Below are 18,706 nucleotides of genomic sequence, written 5' to 3' on the forward strand. Positions count from 1 at the left end.
GCGTGAGGCACTATGGGGTCATGGGAAAACTGCTCTACGGCGCAGGTCAGGAATATGACCTCGACGACCGCGTACTGAGCCACGTCAAGCTCGCGATCGTCGCCAAACTGCGTCGGCACGAGAGTTTCCTCCTCAACTGGGACGTGCCTGTCGAGCAGGGCTCCGGACGCGTCTCGCTCTGGATCAGCCGCGAGATCCCGCTCGCCTTCCAGTTCTCGGGCAGCCGCCCACCGGCGATCAACGCCCAGTGGCTGGAGGCGCTGATGCACACCTCGCAGCGCACCGGAGGCATGGTCGTGATGTCCGAGGACGAGATCGGTCAGCACCTGCCCTAGCCGTTAATCTCCGCGGGCCTCGTCCAACGCGCGCTCGGCGTCGCGCACCGCCCGCTGCAGTTCGGGGATGCGCTTCCTCAGCTGCCGCTCGGCGGCTTTCGACTCGGACAGCTCCGCCTCCGTGCGCTGCAAGCGACGGTCGAGGTCGGCACGCTCCGCCTCCAGGTCAGCGCGCCGGTCGACCTCCTCGTCGAGCTCGTCGTCGAGGGCGACCGCTTCGGAGCGCGCGCGTTCGAGCGCACGCTCCGCCGCCCGGATGGCGCGCTGGCGCTCCCGGCGGTCGCTGGCGGACTCGCCGGACTCGCCGGACTCGCCGGACTCAGGCACCGCCTCCGCCGATTTCGAATGCGCTGCGCGCGGTGCCGCGTCCACGACCGGCGTCGCACGCGCTGCCAGCTCCGACTCGTCGAGCGGCACGGCAACGGCCTCCGAGACGTCGACCGACTCGACGCCCGTCGACTCCAGCGCGCGCACCAGCATTCCGCTGCGCACCGCGGCGGCCGCCGCTGGATCGATGACGGCCGCCTGGAGGGTCTCCTCGACCTCCCGCGCCACCGTCGGGCTGGCGTCGAGGTCGCGCAGAGCCGTCTGCAGCAGGCGCTGCCGCTGTCGGGTCACCTCGCGAATGGCGTCGCGGTCGCGCGCGGCGAACGCGTCGCGCATGCGGTCGCCGAGGGCGAGGAGGCGGTCGATCAGCGCCGGGTCTCGGCGCGTCAGCGCGTTCACCGCCGCGGCGGACGTGGTCGGCTTGCGCAGCGCCTTGATGTCGGCGCGGAGCTCGCGATCCGCGCCGGAGGCCGCGGCCGCCCGTGCCGAGACGAACTCCGCGGGAGCGACCCCGTACAGCTCCGCCGCCACGTCGCGCAGGTTCATGGCGCGAGTGTACGCGCTCCACGAGTGCCGGCGCGGAGGCGGATCAGGGCCGGACGTCAGTGGTTGCGGAGCTCCTTCACGAGCTCCGACTTCTTCTTCTTCGAGTAGCCGCTGAGCCCGAGCTCCTTCGCGCGCTTCTTGAGCTCGGGCACGGTCCAGTCGTCGTACGATCCGGACTCGCCGCCCTTGCGGCCGACCGCCTTGCGTCCGCGGGCAGCGGCCGCGTTGGAGATGCGGGCCGCCTTCTCCTTCGAGTCGCCTTCGTCGCGGAGCTTCTCGTAGAGCTCCTGGTCCTTCAGCGAGAACTCCCGTCCGGGCATGATGCGCTCCTTCCTTCCGTCGTGCAGCCCGCACGGTACGCCTCGGCCGGTGTCCGGTCAGGGGGGGCCTGTCTCCGTGGACGCCGAAGGACCCGCAGCCTGATGGCCACGGGTCCTTCATGAAGCGGTGCGCGGTGAACTACGCTCGCGGTGCCTTCGATGCCTTGATCGCGGCGAACCACGCGCTGGACGGGCGCAGCCAGAGCAGCACCAGACCGACGATCGAGGCGAGCACCTGCAGGAGTCCGAACGGGAAGCCGGGGATGATGTTCAGCAGTGACAGTGCCGTGAGCACGGTCAGGACGATCCGGGCCCAGTTGGCGCCGCGGCGCACGAAGAATGCGAAGAGCACGAAGACGATCGCCCAGAAAATCAGTGTGACGATCGACCAGCCCACGGCGAATGCGATCACCGCGTTGACCACCTGCTCGGCGCTCTGACCGTGGAGGTCGGCGTTGGAGTTCGCCAGCTGACGGAGCGCGGCGGCACGATTGCTGCTGGCGCCGACCACGGTCACGATGCCGCCGATGACGCTGAGCACAGCGCTTGCGATGTACAGCCAGAACGCGGTGTTGACGGTCGTCGGGATGCCGGTCGGAGGCTCCACCGGCGCCGCCGGGGCCGCGGCGTACCCGGGGAAGGCCCCGGGAGGCGGCGGAGGGGCGGCCGGGTAGCCACCGGCGGGAGCGGCCGGTGCGGCGGGCTCGGGAGCGACAGGCGGCGCGGGCGCGACGGGCGGCGCGGGCGGCACATCGCTGACCGGCGGCGCCGGAGGCGTGGGCGCGGCGGCCGGCTCCGCAGGCGTCGCCGGCTCGGAGGCCGGCGGGACAGCGTCGTTCTGGTCGCCGCCCGGCGCTGGCCGCGGCGTGTTCTCGTCCTCAGGAGTGCTCATGCCGCGACGATACTGGAATACACGTATTCAAGCTATAGCGGCCCGCGCGCGGCGTGAGGATCGCTCGGAGGCCGCACGTCACGCGTGGCCCAGCGGTTCGACCGCCGGACCTTCGAGAACAGCGCCGTCCGGCGCGAACCGGGAGCCGTGCAGCGGGCAGTCCCACGACCGCTCGGCGTCGTTCCAGCGCACGATGCCGCCGAGATGGGTGCAGACCGCCCTGAGCGTGCACGTGCTCCCGTCGACCGTCGACACCGCCACCGGCGTGACGCCGCGACGGCCGACCATTCCCGTTCCCTCGGCAGGTGCTACCTCCCCGATAGCGCCTGCGGTCTCGGCTGCCGCCCAGCCCTTGGCCGCCTCGACCCCGACGGAGGCGTTGGCCCTGGCACCGTCCGCCAGGTCGATCGGGCGTGTGACGCGGTGGTGCAGCGTCTTGGTCCACTCCGGAGGCTCCGCCCCGGTCAGATCGGCGGCCAGGCTGAGCGCGGCGGCGACCGCGTTGGTCATGCCCCACTTGTCATAGCCGGTCGCCAGGAAGATCCGGCCCCGTCCGCGGGGCAGCCAGCCGACGAACGGCACGCGGTTGGCGGAGCGGTAGTCCTGCGCCGCCCACCACGTCGTCCGCTCGGCGCCGGGGAACGTCCGCTCCGCCCACGAGGTCAGGTCTGCGAGGCGCGCGGCCGTCGAGCCGCCACGGCCGACCGGGTGGCCGTTGCCGCCGACCAGGAGCAGTTCGCCCTCGTCGTCACGGGCCGTCCGGAGCGACCGTGCGGGCGTCTCGGCCGACAGATGCATGCCCTGCGGGAGGGCACCCGGCACGCGGAACGCCGCGACGTACGACCGGTGCGGCTCGACCTTGGCGAAGTAGAGACCGCGGTCGAGGATGGGCGTGCCGGTCGCGAGGATCACGGCGTCCGCCGTCGTCCTCCCGGAGGTGCTGGTCACGGCCGCCGGCTCGCCCGCCGAGACGGCGGTGACCCGCTCGCCCTCGACGATGCGGCCGCCCAGCCGCCGCAGCTCGTCGGCGAGAGCGGCCAGTACCCGCATCGGATGCACCTGGGCCTGGCCGCGCAGGATCAGGGCGCCCTCCACGGCGAAGGGCAGCTCGCACACCCGCTCCTCCGACACCGGCAGGCCGGCGCCGCGTGCGGCGCGCAGTTCGACGTCCAGGCGGTCGAGGCCGTCGAGCGTCGTCGCGTACGTGTACGCGTCGCGCACCTCGTAGGGCACCTGGCGGGTTTCGAGGAAATCGAGCAGCCAGCCCTGCCCCGCCGCGTTGCCGTCGACGTACGCGGCCAGGACGCGCTCCGACGAGAAGCGCTGGATCTGCGACAGCTGCGTGCCCTGCAGCAGGCTGACCTTGCCCGTCGTGTTACCGGTCGTCACCGCGCCGACGCTGCGCGCCTCCAGCACGCACACCCGGGATCCGCTGCGCGCCAGCATCACCGCGGTCGTCAGACCGGTCAAGCCGGCCCCGGCGATCACGACCTCGTACGCGCCGTCCGGCTCGAACGGGTCGGCGGGGATGGCGGGAGCGGACTGGAGCCAGAGCGAGGTGGACATGATCCGGGATTCGGGAATGCTCCGGGGGCGACCCTCAGGTGAGGGAGTCGAAGTCGAACCAGAAGGAGTCGTCCTCCTCATGCTCGCTCGCGGCGACCGTTTCTCGCGGGATGCTGGCGGTCTCGATGCGCACGCGCGTCTGGCTGGTCACGAAGATCTCACTAGGCGGACGACTCGATTGAGTGATCGCCACGAAGTCGCCCGCAATGCGGCTGGCCTCGATGACGCGCCGCTTGAGTTCGTCGACCGGCTCTCGATCGACGAACGTGAAGCGCAGCTCGTCGATATAGACGTGGAACACCTGCATGCTCAACTCCCCGGAATCTCGCCCTCTGGCCGAATAGTACGCGGCCCTCCGCATTGTGCCAGTGCGCTGCCGTATCGGACCGGGAATTTCACAACAGCTCGATATCGAGTCCTTCGACCTCTTCTGTGCCCTGATGCACGAAGGTCGCCCGCTGAGGTCCCATGGCGGCCATGCGCTCGTCGAGGTCGGTCACGAAGCCGTCCGCGAGGAGTTCCGCGCCGTCGTACGCTTCGGTCTCCGCCAGGATCTGGCTGGCTGGGCCGAGCAGCATCAGGGCCTCCCCGACATCGCCGTTGTCGAGGATCGCGGGTGCGCGGACCTCCGCAGCTGCGGCGTTCTCTGCGAGCGCGGCCGCATATCGCACGACCGCGTCTGCGATGTCGTCGCCGGTCAGCACCGAGCCGCTGGCGTAGTGGATCCTCTTCATACCCCATTCGTACGAGCCGAATCGGGCGCGGTCAAGGTCGGGGCAGGGGGGTTGCCTTATCGGTGTTTGCCGGATTGAGCGCACGCCGTGGTCGGCCTCTAGCATGAGGGCGTGAGCGGAGGCGGCGGGATCGAGGCGATCGTGACGCGGCTGCGCGGCGCCGGTTGCGTCTTCGCCGAGGACGAGGCCGCCCTGCTGGTGGAGGCCGCGCGCTCGCCCGAGGAGCTCGAGGCGCTGGTCGCACGCCGGGTCGGCGGCGAGCCGCTCGAACCGCTGCTCGGCTTCGCCGAGTTCGGCGGCCTGCGCATCCACGTCGACGCCGGTGTGTTCGTGCCGCGGCGGCGCACCGAGCTGCTCGCCGCAGAGGCCGCGGGTCTGGCGCGTCCCGGCGACATCGTGCTCGATCTGTGCTGCGGCGTCGGGGCGATCGGCGCGGTGGTCGCCGCGCGCGTTCCCGGGGTCGTCGTCTATGCGGCCGACATCGATCCCGCCGCCGTGCGCGCCGCCCGGATGAACCTCCCGCCCGACCGCGTGTTCGCCGGCGACCTGTTCGCTGCGCTCCCGGAGGACCTGCACGGCCGGATCGCGGTCGTCGCGGTGAACGCGCCGTACGTGCCGACGGACGCGATCGCGCTGATGCCGCCGGAGGCCCGTCTCTACGAGCCGGCCGTGGCGCTGGACGGCGGCTCGGACGGCCTCGACCTCCATCGCCGCATCGCCGCGGAGGCGCCGGGCTGGCTGGCGACCGGAGGCTCGGTGGTGATCGAGACGAGCCGTGAACAGTCGGCACGCACCGCAGCGCTCTTCGGCGCCGCGGGCTTCTCCCCGCGCGTCGTCGAGGACGACGACCTCGACGCCACCGTCGTCATCGCCACCCGAGCCAGCTGACAGGGGCGCATTCGTCCCGACACGCCGTCATCAGCGGCCCGACGCGGCGTGTCGCGACGGATGGATGCGCGAGCGCGACGGGGGTACCGTGTGCGCCATGACCAGCCTGGCCCGAAGGCTGCCGCTCGGAACGACGCGTCCGACCGCCTCCGATCGCGTTCGGCAGAGCGGAGTGATCGCCGCGACCATCGCCGCTCTCGCCGCCGCCGTGTACGGCTCCGGGCTTGCGGGAGGGCGGCCCATCCCGGATGTCGCCGGCGGCGCGCTCGCGTCCGACGCCACCCTGGTCGCACCGGCCGGTCCGGCCTTCGCGATCTGGTCGGTGATCTACGCCGGACTCGCCGGCTACGCGGTCTGGCAGGCACTCCCGTCGCAGGCGACACGCCGCCGGCAGCGCGCGGTGGGCTACTGGATCGTCGCCTCGCTGCTGCTCAACGCCGCATGGATCCTGAGCGTGCAGGCCGGACTGCTGGCGCTGAGCGTCCCGGTCATCGCTCTGCTGCTCGCCATGCTCGCCATCGCCTTCGCGCGACTTCGTCGCGACCCGGCGGAGACGACCGCCGACGCGGTCCTGCTCGACGGCACAGTCGGCCTCTACCTGGGCTGGGTGATGGTGGCGACCGTCGCGAACATCGCTGCCTGGATCCAGGCGGCCGGTTTCACCGGCTTCGGCGTGAGCCCGGCCCTGTGGGCGATCGCACTGCTCGTCATCGTCGCCCTGATCGGCTGCGCGCTCGCCATCTGGGATCGCGGGCGCCTCGCCCCGGCGCTCGCCGCGGCCTGGGGACTCGTGTGGATCGCGGTCGCGCGTGCACAGGGCGGCCTGCAGGAGGACGTCGTCGCGGTGACGGCGCTGGCCGCGGGAATCCTGATCCTGCTGGTCACCGTCGCCGTGCGCGTCGCTCGCGGCGGTCGGGTGCGGCGGGGCTGACCTCCCAGACCTGACCTCTGACGCACAGGAATCCTGAATTCCTCCCACCTAGGCTGTCCACATGCCACTCGACCGTCGGATCCGGGCCGGAGCGATCGTCGCGCTCATCGGCTACTCGGTGTTCGTCGCCGTCATCGGGCTCTGGCCGACTCCGGTCGACAGGCCTTTCGATGCCGCCCTGTTCCGCGTCCTGGCCGCCCTGAAAGGCTTCGGGGTGCGCCCGGTCGACGCGTACACCGTGATCGAGTTCACCGCGAACGTGGCGTTCTTCGTCATCCCGGCAACGCTCGTGGTGCTCATTGTCGGGCGGAGGCGCTGGTGGATCGCGCCGATCGTCGGCCTCCTGGGCAGCATCGCGATCGAACTCGCCCAGCATGTCCTCCTCCCCGCCCGGTTCGCCACTGTCAACGACGTGATCGCCAACACTCTCGGAGCGCTGATCGGCACCGGGATCGGCGTGCTCGCGCTCTCCGGCCGGCGGAACGGCGACGCCGCCCCGGCGAAACGGCGGCGAGCAGCTCGCGGTCGGCACCGCGCGGTGGCGCGCGATCCGCAGAGTTCTTGACAGGATCGACGCAGACCTCTGCGAGGATCGCCGAGGGACAGCGAGAGGAGACCGCGCCGCGATGGCTGGAGTGCTGACCGGATTCGGGATCATCGCCTTCGTCATCCTGGTCGGCTACATCGCCGGGAGGTTCGGCGTCGGCGGTCCGGCCGCTCCGTTCGTCCTCAACCGCATCGCGTTCTTCATCACGAACCCCGCGCTGCTGTTCGTTACGCTCGCGCACGCCGATCTCAAGGTGGTGTTCTCGACCCAGCTGCTGGTGGCGGCGATCGCCGCCGTCGTGTCGGCCGGCCTGTTCGTGCTGCTCTCCCGGCTCTTCTTCCGCCGCCCGGCCCCGGAGACCACCATCGGCACCCTGGGCGCGGGCTACGTCAACGCCAACAACATCGGCCTCCCGGTCGCCGTCTACGTGCTCGGGAGCGCGTCGTTCGTGGCGCCCGTGCTGCTGCTGCAGCTGATCGTCTTCGCGCCGATCGCGCTCACCGTCCTCGACGTCACGAGTCGCGGCACCGTCTCGGTGTGGTCGATCGTCACCCAGCCGGTGCGCAACCCGATGATCATCGCGTCGGTGCTCGGCATCCTCGTCGATGTGTCGGGCCTCCACCTGCCCGACGCCGTCTACCAGCCGTTCGAGCTGATCGGAGGAGCGGCGGTGCCGCTCGTGCTGATGGCCTTCGGGATGTCGTTGCACGGGTCGCGGCCGTTGCAGGCGGGTCAGGGGCGCGCCGAGATCGCGGCGGCAGTGGCGCTGAAGGTCGTGGGCATGCCACTGGTCGCGTTCCTGGCGGCGAAGTACGCCTTCGGCCTGGAGGGCCACGCGCTCTTCGCCGCCGTGGCGCTCGCCGCCCTGCCGACCGCGCAGAACGTGTACAACTTCGCGGCGCGCTATGAGCGCGGGATGCCAATCGCGCGCGACATCGTGCTGCTGACCACGCTCTTCGCCGTTCCCGCGCTCCTGGTCATCGCCGCCCTCCTCGCCTGACCTCGCGAGCTAGGCGCGGTCGAGCGAGCGGAGGTACTCGGCGTTGCCGCGCACCGCGGCCTCGTAACGCAGCAGGTCGGGGGTGCGGATGCGGTCGACGGCCAGTTCCATGAGCTCGGCGACCGCGGCGTCGCTGCGTCCGGCGGCGTGCAGCGAGAGCGCATGCCACACCTGCACCGACTCCGAGTCGGGGAACTCCGCGCGCGCCCGGTCGAGCACGGCCAGCGACTCGTCGAACCGTTCGAGGTTGCGCAGCGTGCTGCCGTACTGCAGCAGGCACTTGCGGAGGGTGTCGCCGTCGAGGCCGGCCGCGAGGGCCCGCTCGTAATAGCCGGCCGCGGTCTCCTCCTCGCCCGCGGTGTCGTACGAGCCGCCGACCTCGTACAGCACGTGCGGGTCGTCGGGATGCTCGTCGAGCACCTCCAGGAGGGCCGCGACGGTCGGCGCCATGTTCTCGCGGTCGCGCGCGGCGAAGAGCAGCGCGAGCCTGTCGAGCAGCTCGGGAGGAGTGGAGACCATGCCGTCCACCCTACGTGCCGCTCGCCGTCACAGCTCGGCGAGAGCGTCGCGCAACGGCGCGGGAAGCTCCTGCGCGGCGAGCTCGGCGGTGAGCAGTCGGCCGTACAGCTCTTTGCGACCGGAGGTCGTGCCGAGAAAACGGTGCAGCTGCGCGGTCACCTCCCGGCCCCGCTGCGCCGGCTGATGCTGGAAGGTGCGGAACAACCCGAGGTCGCCCTGGCGTGCGAGCACGGCCTCCACCCGTTCGCTGCCCAGGGCCCTCAGCAGCTCGCCCTCGAGATCGGGCCGGCACACCGAGATCTCGTCGTCGCCGAGGCCGGCGCGGCGGAAGAAACCCGCCTCGCCCTCGTCGCACAGACCGTGCAGCCGCACGCCGCAGGGCGCCAGGGCGCCGACGAACCACCGCACGCTCATCGCGCCGCCCATCGGGAGGATCGCGACACCCGCCGACGCCGGCTCGACACCGAGGGTCTCTGCCGCCGCATGGAGAGCGGCGGCGTCGCTCGCGCCTTCCACGAGCACGGCGCCCGTGACCGCCGCCGGCGGGGCCTGCAGGTCCGCGGCCCTCCGGCGCTCGCGTCGCGCGGTCCAGGCCGCGACGGCGCGCTCGAAGCCGGTCACGGCATCGTCCTCGCCCGTCATCGGTCGCGTCACGAGCCTCATTCTGCCCCTGTCGCGCTGGCGTTCGCGCGCGTACGGTGCAGCCCATGAAGGTCATCATCTTTGTCGCGGGAGTCGCTGTCGGATTCGTGATCGGGTCGCGCGCCGGCCGTGGCGCGTACGAGAACATGCGGCGCAAATGGCAGGGCTTCTCCGACTCCGACCCGGTGCAGAAGGTGGCCGGTGACGTGCGCGACCTCGCCGGCCGCGCCGCGTCCGACCTCGGGGACAAGGTGTCGGAGGCCGTGGGCAAGGCGTCAGACAAGCTCGACGAGGTCACCGGCAAGAACGCGGGGACGACTCCGACCGAGGCCTGAGCCGGGAGACGCTCAGGCTCCCTCCGGCGGACGCGCGAGCAGGTCGACGCGCTCCGCCAGGTAGGTGTGGAAGTCCACGGTCTGAGCGGAGGACGCGCTCCAGCGCACGAGCGGGCGACCGTCGCGCAGGAGCAGTGGCCCGCCCGAGTCGCGCAGCCCGTCGACGGTGAGTTCGATCGCCGGAGCGTCGAAGTCGACGGTCTCGCCGTCGTGGAAGTGGCCGCGCTCGGCCGCCGCGCGGTAGGCGCGACGCGTCTCGGCCGACACCGACACGTACTGCGTGCGCCCGGGCGGCGTCGCCCGCACGAGCCGGCCGGTGGCGTACAGGGTGCCGTCGGCGCCGAGCAGCAGCACGCCGAGCCTCCAGACCCGGCCCACCGGCTTGAGCACAGGCTCGCGCGGGATGCCGAGGGTGCGCCTGCGCGGCACGAGCACCGCGAGCGCCTCGTCGCGTGCTCCCGCCTCCGCGAGGGCCCGCACTGCGTCGTCGAGCGCGCTCCGGATGCCGGCTACGGCCTCCTCGTCGGCGCGCTGCTCATCCACGCATCCGAGGATACGGCGCGGGCGCGCGGCCGTGATCGGCCGGGGTCGCCGGCCGGATGGAGAACGACCGGTCGTCGCTCACCATCAGCAGCTCGACGCCGTGCGCATGCCGCAACACCACGAGCGCGGAGGAGTCCGTCTCCGCCACCCTCTCGACCTGGTGCAGGAAGATGCGCGCCATCTCGTCGCTCACTGTGAAGTCGCGCCCGAGGGCGTGCACAACGAAACCGTGATTCTGCGGAGGCCGCTTGCCGAGCCGCGTCTCCTGCCGGAAACCGTCGACCGCCGTCCTCGCCGCTGTCGTGATCGTCATCGGTCCCCTCCCTACCAACCGCCGGGGCCGGTCCCGGACTCTGAACGCTAGTCTCATCGTCGGACCTTTCCAGGGGGTTGACGAGGGGTTAGATGGAGGCATGAAAACCCTGAGGCTCCCGAACGTGCCCGTCCCCGCGTCCAACGTCATCCTCGGCCTGATGAGGATCACGCCGCTCAGCGACGAGGAGATCCGGACGCTCGTCGGAACGGCGCGCGACGCGGGCATCACGATGTTCGACCACGCCGACATCTACGGCGACGAGCGGCACGGGTGCGAGACCCGGTTCGGCGACGCGGGCGCCATCCCGGCGTCGGAGCGCGACCAGGTGATCATCCAGTCCAAGGTCGGCATCCGCGACGGGTACTTCGACTTCTCGCGCGAGCACATCCTCACGACGGTCGACGAGTCGCTGGCCGCCCTGCGCACCGACTACCTCGACATCCTGCTGCTCCACCGTCCCGACACCCTGGTGGAGCCCGAGGAGGTCGCGGCCGCGTTCGACGAGCTGGAGGCCTCCGGCAAGGTGCGCGCTTTCGGCGTCTCGAACCAGACGCCCGGCCAGATCGAGCTGCTTCGCCGCTGGGTCAAGCAGCCGCTCGGCGTCGACCAGGTGCAGCTGAGCATCACGCACTCGCCGATCATCGCGCAGGGCGTCGCCGCGAACATGGCCGCGCTCGACCAGTCGATCGACCGTGACAACGGCATCCTCGACTACGCGCGCCTGCACGACATCACCCTCCAGGCCTGGTCGCCGTACCAGAAGGGCTTCTTCGACGGCGTGTTCCTCGGCGACCGCGACGAATACGCAGAGCTCAACGACGCGATCGACGAGCTCGCCGCGCGCTACGGGATCACCCCGACGGGCATCGCGACCGCCTGGATCACCCGCCACCCGGCGAACATGCAGGTCGTGCTCGGCACGACGAAGCCGCGCCGGGTGCAGGAGGCCGCCGCCGGCTCGGACGTGCCGCTGACGCGCGAGGAGTGGTACCGGCTGTTCCGCCTGGCGGGGCACATCCTCCCCTAGCGTCGCCGCCGTCCCGCCGGGCTGCTCGAACGTACCTGTCGGTATGTCCGCGCAGTACCGGCGGGGTGCTACCTCCGCGTCGCGGACCGGGCTACCGTCGTTCGGGTGGAGGACGACCGGCTGAGTGCGTCGCGGCGGCTCACTGCGCGCCTCCGCCTGCTGCGCGTCGGCGGCGTGCGGCAGGGGCTGGCGCGGCCGGCGGACTCCCCGCAGGCGTTCGTCGCCGGGCGGGCGAGCCTGCGCGTGCTGCTCGCGGGTTCCGGCCCGGTGGTCGGCTGGGGTGTCGGCAGCCACGATCTGGCGCTGCCCGGCGCCGTGGCGCGTGCGGTCGGCGCGACGACCGGGCGCGGGGTCGTCGTCGACGTGGTCGCCGACCCGTCGGCAGGCGTGCGCAGGCTCGCTCGTCTGCTGCGGTCGGCGGAGGTGGAGCGCTATGACGTGGTGATCCTCAGCGCGGCGGTGGCCGACACGATCCGGATGGTCGAGCCGACCCGCTGGGGTGCGCGCGTCGAGGCGCTGATCCGGGAGGTCCGCGCGAGCGGCGCGCCCACCGTCGCCTGGTTGGGCGCGCAGCCCATCCGGTCGCTTCCGCCGTACGACGACGAGTTCCGCGCCTTCGCGCAGGCGCACGCGGAACGGCTCAACCGCGCCGCTGCCGCCGCGTGCGCCGCGACGGGCGCGATCTTCGTCCCGCTGCCGGCGTCGCCCCAGGCGGAGAGCGGGCGTCATCGCAGTCCCGCCGACTATCTGTTCTGGGCGCGGCGGATCGCGGACACCTTGGCGGCTGTTCTCATCGGCCATGAGATCGAGGAGGAGCACCACACCTCCGAGCCCGAGGACCGCGTCGCGGCGATCGAGCGCCTCCGGCTCGCGGAGCACAAGCGCGACGGGAGGCTGACCGGGCTGGTCGGCACCGCGCAGCGCACGCTCGGCGCCGAGATCGCCATGTTCACGGTGCTGGACGACCGCACCGAGTGGCCGCTCGCCGCCGTCGGCGCCTCACTGGCCGAGATCCCCATCGAGCAGTCGGCGTGCCTGCACACCATCCAGTCGCCGGACGGGATGGTGGTGCCGGACGCCGAGCACGACGAACGCTTCGCGTCGAGTCCGCTCGTGACCGGTCCTGCCCACCTCCGCTTCTACGCCGGTTACCCGGTGGAGGCCCCCGACGGAACGCGCATCGGCGCGATGTGCGTCTTCGGCCGCTCGCCGAGGCGTCCCGCCGAATCGGAGGCCGACCTCGACGTCCTCCGCGAGCTCGCCCTCCTCGCCCAGCGCGAACTCTGGCGCTGGGACCCGGACGCCCAGTAGAGGCGGAGCCGCTCGGTCAGCCGGCGGCGGCGGTGAGCGCCGTGAGGGCGCGATCGAGGGAGCCGCCGAGGGCCCAGCGCTCGGCGAGCGCGTCGAGCGTGGCGCGCTGCTCGGCGCTCGGTGCACGCAGGCGCGCGTCGACGGCGCCGAGCGGGAGGTCGCGCACGACCTCCACGACCGTCGGCGCCACGGCGAGGTAGTCCACCGCGGCGGCGAACCGCGCGCGCAGCGCCGGCTTCATGGCCGAGTCCGGATCGGCCGCAGCCGCTTCGATCCCGGCGAGGTCGCCGTACTCGGTGAGCAGCGCGGTCGCCGTCTTCTCGCCCACGCCGGCCACCCCCGGCAGCCCGTCTGACGTGTCGCCGCGCATCACCGCGAAGTCCGCGTACTGCCGCGCGTGGATGCCGTACTTCGCGACGACGACCGCGTCGGTCAGCACTTCCAGATTGCTCATGCCGCGCGCCGTGTAGACCACGCGCACATCCGCCTCGTCGTCGACCAGCTGGAACAGGTCGCGATCGCCCGTCACGACGTCCACCGGCCCGGACGCGCCGGTCGCGAGCGTGCCGATCACGTCGTCGGCCTCGGCCTCCGCAGCACCCACGATCGGGATGCCGAGAGCCGTGAGCGCCTCGCGGATGACGGGCACCTGCGCCACCAGCTCGGGCGGCACCTCCTCGACGTCCACCCCGCCCGGCACCTCCTGCGCGACGCGGTGCGCCTTGTAGCTGGGGATGAGGTCGACCCGCCAGCGCGGCCTCCAGTCGTCGTCCCAGCAGGCGACCAGCGACTCCGGGCCGTACTCGGTCACCAGCTTGGCGATGATGTCGAGCAGCCCGCGCACGGCGTTGACCGGCGTCCCGTCCGGTGCGCGCACCGTGTCGGGGACGCCGTAGAAGCCGCGGAAGTAGAGGGATGCGCTGTCGAGGAGCATCGTTCGCCCGGTCACAGCCCGATCATGCCATGCCGCTAAGGTGTGCGCATGGCCGGAACCGTCATCGTCGAGCGCACCGACACGATCCGTGCGCCCCAGCAGGCGCTGCTGCCGCTCATCGCCGAGCTTCCGAGCTGGGTGGAGTGGTCGCCGTGGGAGGGGACCGACCCGACCATGAGCCGGGAGTACACCGGCACGCCCGGCACCGTCGGTTCCACGTACGCCTGGAAGGGCAACCGCAAGGCCGGTGCCGGCCGCATGCGGATCGACGGCGTGCAGCACGACGGCGTCAGCATCGACCTGGTCTTCACGCGCCCGTTCCGGTCGCACAGCCTCATCCGGTTCTCGCTCACGGAGGAGGGCGAGCAGACCCGCGTCATCTGGCGGATGGAGAGCCCCAAGACGTTCTTCAGCCGCTTCTTCAGCCTCGACAAGCTCGTCGGCGGCGACTTCGAGAAGGGGCTGCGGCAGCTGAAGCAGGTCGCGGAGGGTCGTTAGCCGGATCAGCCCGGACGGAAGCTCGTCCAGCGCCGCGGCGACGATGGCTTGCCCGATCCTGTTGCCGCGCAAGCGGACGCCCGGGGCACCGTCGGTTCTTTCCTGCTAACCTCGAAATGTCTCACACATATTTGACATTTCGGAGGTTCGATGGCGAGGTCGGTCGGGGTCGACAGTTCGCAATTGCGTGCGGGGGCGCGAACGCTCAAGCGTTCGCTCGCTGACAGCAGGGTGTCTGGCGTCGATCCTCGCGAACTCGGCGGGAGTACCGCGTGTGGCGCGTTCGATCGTTTCGTGTCGTACTGGTCGGCCGGTCAGACGGCGGTCACACAGAGCCTCGTCACGCTGGCAGAGGGGCTCGAGACGGCGGCGAGCACCTACGAACGACGTGATGCGGAAGACGCGCGGGCTGTGCGCAACGGTCAGGACCAGTCCTTTGGCTTCTAGGGCGGAGGACTGGTCGCCGGTCGGGTTGGACGACGATCCGACGCCGGGCGAGCACGAGACGGTGCAATACCTGGCCATCGAGGCCGGTGACGCGTCTTGGCGGTTGCGGGGTCAGGCGCACGCCGCCGATGAGGTCCTGAGAGTCCACCTGAGCGGATCGGCCTGGTCCGGGCTGGCGGCAGAGGCGTTCTCGGCACGTCTGCACGCGGTGTCGGCGGCGGCGCTCGTCGCCGCCGCGCGGCACGACGAGTGCGCGACCGCGGCGCGCGCGTGGGCGTCATCCATGTCGGTGGCCCAGGCGAAGGCGGATCAGGCGCTGAAGGACGCGAAGAAGGCGCAGAGAGACATCTCCGCGGCCGAGGCATCCATGCTGGCGGCCGGCGTCGATCCTGTGGCTCTGAGCACGGCGCGCCTGCGCCTCGAAGATGCGCAGCACGCCTTGGATGACGCGAAGCGCAAGGCACAGCAGGCGAGCGAGCACTACGACGCCGGCCAGCGGACCTTCGCCGATACTCTCGACGGCGCCCTGCATGGCGCGCTTGCAGCCCCCTCGGCGCCCGGATCGACCGCGTTGGCGTCGGCGCTGGGCAAGCTTGCCGCGATCGACCCCTTCGCGAGCACGAATTCGTCGCTGATGCAGACGCTGAGCCGGTTGAGCCCGGCCGAGTTGGCGGCGCTGGTGGCGGAAGATCCCGGCGTGCTGCAGCAGTTCTGGCAGCATCCGCCGTCGCCGGATTCGGTGGCGAAGTGGTGGGAGGGTTTGACACCGGAGCAGCGGGTCGGCTTCGAGGAGGCCGCACCCGGGGTTCTGGGCAACCTCGCGGGGCTGCCGTATGCGCTCCGGAACCGGTGCAACCTGGCTGCCTACAAGAACGCGCTCAAGCACAAGGCCGAGCTGACGGACGACCAGCGGAAGGTGCTCAGCGCTCTGAAAGACGTGCTTAGGGACCCTGATGCGTCGCTTGTGTGCTTCAATCTCGACGCGTCGGTTCCGATGGTCGCAGTCGGGTACGGCGACCTCGACACCGCCGACACGGTCGCCTGGGCGGCGCCCGGAATGTTCTCCGACGCCGCCGAGGCCACGGGAGACTGGTCACAGGCAGTGAAGAACATCTATGTGCAGCAGAAGGATCTCGATGGCGGCCGCACGCATGGTGTGGTGGGCTGGTTGGGGTACGACACCCCAGACCCGGTGAGCGTGAACACGCCGGCGTTGGCACAGGATGGCGCCTGGCGGTTCGCGAACGAGTTGGATGGAACCCATGCTGCCCGGGCCGGGAGCCTGCCGTATGTGGGGGTGGTCGCGCACTCGTACGGGACGACCATGGCCGCGGACGCGCTCACGCATACGAAGTATGCGGTGGACTCGTTCACGATGTTGGGCTCGGCGGGGATCGACACCGACACAGTGCACTCCTTGACAGACCTCCATGTGAAACAGGCCGGTGGGGTCCCGGCGATCTATACCACTGCGGCGGCGGCGGACCTGCTGGCCCCGTTCGGAGCGGTGGTGGGAGGCCGCGCCGAGCCCAATCCCGAAGCAGCACGGTCACCCGGCGCTATCGCCGGTCTGTCCGTGTGGACGGGGGTTTCACTTCTGGCTGGCGCGACGCGCGTGCCGAAGACGATGGGCGGGGCGCAGTCGTTCTCCTCGGAAGGCGCCACACTGCCCAATGGCGAGGTGCTCAAGCAAACCAGGGGGCACAGCTCGCTGGGCAAGGACGACGTCGCACTGGATCCGCTCAACGGGACCGCGCCCGAAGGCTACGGTTACCTCGACGAGGGCACGGAAGCGCTCTACAACGCAGCGTTGACCACGCTGGGTCTTCCGGGCAAGGTCGTGGGCGGGTTGAGGCCCACCGAATGAACCGCACGACACACTCGGCTATGAGACGCGTCGTGAGCGTAGGCATCGTGGCTGCGCTCGCGACAACATTTTTAGGAGGATGTATGTCCGTCCCCGCCTTGAGCGGCCCCGTCCCGCAGTCCCCGGGCACCCCGCAGAAGACGATCACTCAACTGTTGACCCAATGGGCGGACCTCACCAATGCCGCGATCGCCGCCACCGGCGACACCCTGGACTGGAAAGACGACACACCACTGGACAAGAGCCGCACCTGGGATCCAGCCGCCGGAAGGGTGGGCCTGTCCCCTTGCGGAACGGTGGGGTCGAAAAGAGCTCACCAGTTGGCCGCGGTCGTGTATCACGCTGCGTTCGAACCCGACCCACATCCGATCGCGGACAAACTCACCGCCTACTGGAAAAGCGAAAGCTTTACCGTCACCAGGACCGTCGACTGGACCGACCCGACCGGCGACCAAAGCGTCGTCCTTCGCGCAGTACGGCCTGACGGCGTCTACTACGGACTCAGCGCCACCAAAAGCCTTGTCTCCATCCACGTAAGGACTGAGTGCTCCGTGCACCCCTCCATCGACGACTGGGCCGAGGAGGGGCTGCAGAAGCGGTTTGACGAACTGGATGCCACACCGACACCGACGCCTACCCCGTCTGCGTCTGTCGCGGACGGGAGAGCCGACGCTGTCAATCCGGCAGCTTCCGCGGTGGGCTTCGATCCGGCCGACCCGTTCCGTGAGTTCCGCGAGGACGCATCCGCGAACCCGTATGCGACGAGAGCGGAGGGGGGTGCGGACGACGACGGGTGGGTCTGGTGACTGTTCGGGCCGCCCGGCCGATGCACGTAGCACCACAGGCCGCGAGGTACGAAGGCGCTGTGCAACGCAGCGTTGATCGGTCTTCCGGGCAAGGTCGTGGGCGGGTCGAGGCCCACCGGATGAACCGCGGTACGCACGGGATCGTGGTTCGTGTCGTGCGCTTAGGCATCGTGGCGGCACTCGCCGCAACACTCTTAGGAGGATGCATGTCCGTCCCCGCTCTCAGAGGCCCCGTCCCGCAATCCCCGGGCGCCCCGCAGAAGACCATCACCCAGCTGCTGACCCAATGGGCAGACCTCACCAACGCTGCGATCGCCGCCACCGGCGACACCGAGGACTGGTACCGCAGCCCGATCATCAAGAAGGAGCCCTGGGACCCGGCCACTGAAAGGGTGGGCTTGTCCCCCTGCGGAACGGTGGGGTCGAAAAGAGCCCACCAGTTGGACGCCGGCGTCCAGCACGACCCGTTCCAACACGACCCGCACCCGATCGCGGACAAACTCACCGCCTACTGGGAGAGCGAAGGCTTTACCGTCACTAGGACCATCGACTGGACCACCCCGAAGGGCTGGCAAAGCGTCGTCGTTCGCGCGGTACGTCCCGACGGCGTGTACTACGGGCTCACCGCCACCAACGACCTCGTCTCCATCCACGTGAGGACGGAGTGCTCCGTTCACCCCTCCATCGACGACTGGGCACTTGAGCGGTCGTTGCGTGACCTGAATGCGCCGACGCCGACGCCTTCCTCGCCTGCGTCTCTCGGGGAAGGTGGGCCCGACGGTGTCAACCCGGAGGTTTCGGCGACGGTCGTCGACCCGTCGGAGCTGTTCCGCCAGTTCCGTGAGGACGCATCCTCAGACGCATCTTCGACGAGGGCGGAGGCGAGTGCAGACGACGACGGGTGGGCTTGGTGATTGTCCGCAGCCCGCACGTAACTCACCTGAGGCAGGCCGCTTTAGCGAAAGGGACTTTCTGTGACCGACACGGCGACCATTACCCAGAAGAAATCCCGTGCGCTCCTCGCGTTCCTGCTACTCATCGCCGCGGTGCTCGTTTTCCTGGCAGCGTTCATGGGAGGAGTGATCGCGGATTCGAGATCCGCAGCGATCTACAGGCTTAATTTCCTCGCATACCCCGTGTACGCCAGCGTCCTCATCTTCCCGCTGATAATCGCCAGCATCGTTCTCGCCGCGCGCGCCGCAATCCACGCACCTCACAACGCTCTCGCCACCCTGACGCTAGTGCTCTCCTCGCTCTGCGTCCCGCCTACACTCTCGCTGTTCCTGATTCTGCTGATCGAATTCTGGTCCAAGACTCTGTTGTGACCGGCCACCTCGTGCCGAGCGGAGTACACAGCTGAGGGCGAGTACCTGCC

Annotated in this window: 25 protein-coding genes; 14 read left to right on the forward strand and 11 right to left on the reverse strand. The window is 70.5% G+C overall.

Annotated features, from left to right (window positions below):
* Positions 1-20 precede the first annotated feature (20 nt).
* A complete protein-coding gene (locus tag ASF88_RS18730) occupies positions 21-335 on the forward strand; it encodes a DUF7882 family protein (protein ID WP_055922421.1) in 315 nt (104 codons plus the stop codon).
* Positions 336-338: 3 nt separating this feature from the next.
* Here the strand turns inward: ASF88_RS18730 and ASF88_RS18735 are convergent, their stop codons facing one another.
* The 6 genes from ASF88_RS18735 to ASF88_RS18760 form a co-directional block, all read right to left on the reverse strand.
* Complete coding sequence (locus ASF88_RS18735) at positions 339-1,208, reverse strand: hypothetical protein (RefSeq protein WP_055922425.1); 870 nt, start codon at positions 1,206-1,208, stop codon at positions 339-341.
* A 56-nt stretch (positions 1,209-1,264) separates the two neighbouring features.
* The gene (locus ASF88_RS18740) at positions 1,265-1,528 is read right to left on the reverse strand and encodes a DUF7218 family protein (protein WP_055922428.1); all 264 of its coding nucleotides are present in this window, start codon (positions 1,526-1,528) and stop codon (positions 1,265-1,267) included.
* A 139-nt stretch (positions 1,529-1,667) separates the two neighbouring features.
* Positions 1,668-2,420 carry a hypothetical protein gene (locus ASF88_RS21025; protein ID WP_235493549.1) on the reverse strand — a complete coding sequence of 251 codons (753 nt, stop codon included), beginning with the start codon at positions 2,418-2,420 and terminating at the stop codon, positions 1,668-1,670.
* 78 nt (positions 2,421-2,498) lie between these two features.
* Positions 2,499-3,986 (reverse strand): FAD-dependent oxidoreductase, encoded by a 1,488-nt coding sequence (locus ASF88_RS18750; RefSeq protein ID WP_055922431.1) that lies wholly within the window; start codon positions 3,984-3,986, stop codon positions 2,499-2,501.
* Between the two features lie 34 nt (positions 3,987-4,020).
* On the reverse strand, positions 4,021-4,293 hold the full coding sequence (locus tag ASF88_RS18755) for a hypothetical protein (protein ID WP_055922434.1): 273 nt from the start codon (positions 4,291-4,293) through the stop codon (positions 4,021-4,023).
* A gap of 88 nt (positions 4,294-4,381) precedes the next feature.
* Positions 4,382-4,720 (reverse strand): hypothetical protein, encoded by a 339-nt coding sequence (locus tag ASF88_RS18760; RefSeq protein ID WP_055922437.1) that lies wholly within the window; start codon positions 4,718-4,720, stop codon positions 4,382-4,384.
* Positions 4,721-4,831: 111 nt separating this feature from the next.
* Between ASF88_RS18760 and ASF88_RS18765 the strand changes: the two genes are divergently transcribed.
* The 4 genes from ASF88_RS18765 (at position 4,832) to ASF88_RS18780 (ending at position 8,086) form a co-directional block, all read left to right on the forward strand.
* Positions 4,832-5,608 carry a putative protein N(5)-glutamine methyltransferase gene (locus tag ASF88_RS18765; protein ID WP_235493550.1) on the forward strand — a complete coding sequence of 259 codons (777 nt, stop codon included), beginning with the start codon at positions 4,832-4,834 and terminating at the stop codon, positions 5,606-5,608.
* Positions 5,609-5,705: 97 nt separating this feature from the next.
* Complete coding sequence (locus ASF88_RS18770; protein WP_055922440.1) at positions 5,706-6,539, forward strand: tryptophan-rich sensory protein; 834 nt, start codon at positions 5,706-5,708, stop codon at positions 6,537-6,539.
* 61 nt (positions 6,540-6,600) lie between these two features.
* Positions 6,601-7,104: a VanZ family protein gene (locus ASF88_RS18775; protein ID WP_055922443.1), complete on the forward strand. Its 504-nt coding sequence runs from the start codon at positions 6,601-6,603 to the stop codon at positions 7,102-7,104.
* 61 nt (positions 7,105-7,165) lie between these two features.
* Positions 7,166-8,086 (forward strand): AEC family transporter, encoded by a 921-nt coding sequence (locus ASF88_RS18780; protein ID WP_055922446.1) that lies wholly within the window; start codon positions 7,166-7,168, stop codon positions 8,084-8,086.
* Between the two features lie 9 nt (positions 8,087-8,095).
* On the opposite strand, the gene ASF88_RS18785 is transcribed toward ASF88_RS18780, so the two are convergent.
* Together ASF88_RS18785 and ASF88_RS18790 are read right to left on the reverse strand one after the other, a co-directional pair.
* Complete coding sequence (locus ASF88_RS18785) at positions 8,096-8,605, reverse strand: tetratricopeptide repeat protein (protein WP_055923091.1); 510 nt, start codon at positions 8,603-8,605, stop codon at positions 8,096-8,098.
* Positions 8,606-8,632: 27 nt separating this feature from the next.
* Positions 8,633-9,259 carry a TOPRIM nucleotidyl transferase/hydrolase domain-containing protein gene (locus tag ASF88_RS18790; protein ID WP_235493551.1) on the reverse strand — a complete coding sequence of 209 codons (627 nt, stop codon included), beginning with the start codon at positions 9,257-9,259 and terminating at the stop codon, positions 8,633-8,635.
* Positions 9,260-9,312: 53 nt separating this feature from the next.
* Between ASF88_RS18790 and ASF88_RS18795 the strand changes: the two genes are divergently transcribed.
* Positions 9,313-9,582, forward strand: a complete 270-nt coding sequence (locus tag ASF88_RS18795; RefSeq protein ID WP_055922449.1) for a hypothetical protein — start codon at positions 9,313-9,315, stop codon at positions 9,580-9,582.
* Between the two features lie 12 nt (positions 9,583-9,594).
* Here the strand turns inward: ASF88_RS18795 and ASF88_RS18800 are convergent, their stop codons facing one another.
* Together ASF88_RS18800 and ASF88_RS18805 are read right to left on the reverse strand one after the other, a co-directional pair.
* A complete protein-coding gene (locus ASF88_RS18800) occupies positions 9,595-10,125 on the reverse strand; it encodes a hypothetical protein (RefSeq protein ID WP_055922452.1) in 531 nt (176 codons plus the stop codon).
* The gene (locus ASF88_RS18805; protein ID WP_055922455.1) at positions 10,118-10,438 is read right to left on the reverse strand and encodes a hypothetical protein; all 321 of its coding nucleotides are present in this window, start codon (positions 10,436-10,438) and stop codon (positions 10,118-10,120) included. The genes ASF88_RS18800 and ASF88_RS18805 overlap by 8 nt, the downstream gene beginning before the upstream one ends.
* Positions 10,439-10,538: 100 nt before the next feature.
* Between ASF88_RS18805 and ASF88_RS18810 the strand changes: the two genes are divergently transcribed.
* Together ASF88_RS18810 and ASF88_RS18815 are read left to right on the forward strand one after the other, a co-directional pair.
* The gene (locus ASF88_RS18810; RefSeq protein WP_055922458.1) at positions 10,539-11,468 is read left to right on the forward strand and encodes an aldo/keto reductase; all 930 of its coding nucleotides are present in this window, start codon (positions 10,539-10,541) and stop codon (positions 11,466-11,468) included.
* Between the two features lie 105 nt (positions 11,469-11,573).
* A complete protein-coding gene (locus tag ASF88_RS18815) occupies positions 11,574-12,779 on the forward strand; it encodes a GDSL-type esterase/lipase family protein (RefSeq protein WP_055922460.1) in 1,206 nt (401 codons plus the stop codon).
* Between the two features lie 16 nt (positions 12,780-12,795).
* Here ASF88_RS18815 and ASF88_RS18820 read toward each other — a convergent pair whose 3' ends face one another.
* Positions 12,796-13,713 (reverse strand): 5'-3' exonuclease, encoded by a 918-nt coding sequence (locus ASF88_RS18820; RefSeq protein WP_055923095.1) that lies wholly within the window; start codon positions 13,711-13,713, stop codon positions 12,796-12,798.
* 48 nt (positions 13,714-13,761) lie between these two features.
* Here ASF88_RS18820 and ASF88_RS18825 point away from each other — a divergent pair, with 48 nt between their 5' ends.
* The 6 genes from ASF88_RS18825 to ASF88_RS18850 all read left to right on the forward strand — a co-directional run bounded on the left by ASF88_RS18825 (position 13,762) and on the right by ASF88_RS18850 (position 18,656).
* Positions 13,762-14,211 carry an SRPBCC family protein gene (locus tag ASF88_RS18825; RefSeq protein ID WP_055922462.1) on the forward strand — a complete coding sequence of 150 codons (450 nt, stop codon included), beginning with the start codon at positions 13,762-13,764 and terminating at the stop codon, positions 14,209-14,211.
* A 150-nt stretch (positions 14,212-14,361) separates the two neighbouring features.
* Positions 14,362-14,658 carry a hypothetical protein gene (locus tag ASF88_RS18830; RefSeq protein ID WP_055922465.1) on the forward strand — a complete coding sequence of 99 codons (297 nt, stop codon included), beginning with the start codon at positions 14,362-14,364 and terminating at the stop codon, positions 14,656-14,658.
* A 25-nt stretch (positions 14,659-14,683) separates the two neighbouring features.
* Positions 14,684-16,525: an alpha/beta hydrolase gene (locus ASF88_RS18835; protein WP_235493552.1), complete on the forward strand. Its 1,842-nt coding sequence runs from the start codon at positions 14,684-14,686 to the stop codon at positions 16,523-16,525.
* 83 nt (positions 16,526-16,608) lie between these two features.
* The gene (locus ASF88_RS18840; protein ID WP_200935327.1) at positions 16,609-17,331 is read left to right on the forward strand and encodes a hypothetical protein; all 723 of its coding nucleotides are present in this window, start codon (positions 16,609-16,611) and stop codon (positions 17,329-17,331) included.
* A gap of 206 nt (positions 17,332-17,537) precedes the next feature.
* Positions 17,538-18,245 carry a hypothetical protein gene (locus ASF88_RS18845; RefSeq protein ID WP_235493553.1) on the forward strand — a complete coding sequence of 236 codons (708 nt, stop codon included), beginning with the start codon at positions 17,538-17,540 and terminating at the stop codon, positions 18,243-18,245.
* Between the two features lie 60 nt (positions 18,246-18,305).
* A complete protein-coding gene (locus ASF88_RS18850) occupies positions 18,306-18,656 on the forward strand; it encodes a hypothetical protein (RefSeq protein WP_055922467.1) in 351 nt (116 codons plus the stop codon).
* The last annotated feature ends 50 nt before the right edge of the window (positions 18,657-18,706 follow it).

The organism is Leifsonia sp. Leaf336, from assembly GCF_001423695.1.
GTDB lineage: Bacteria > Actinomycetota > Actinomycetes > Actinomycetales > Microbacteriaceae > Leifsonia.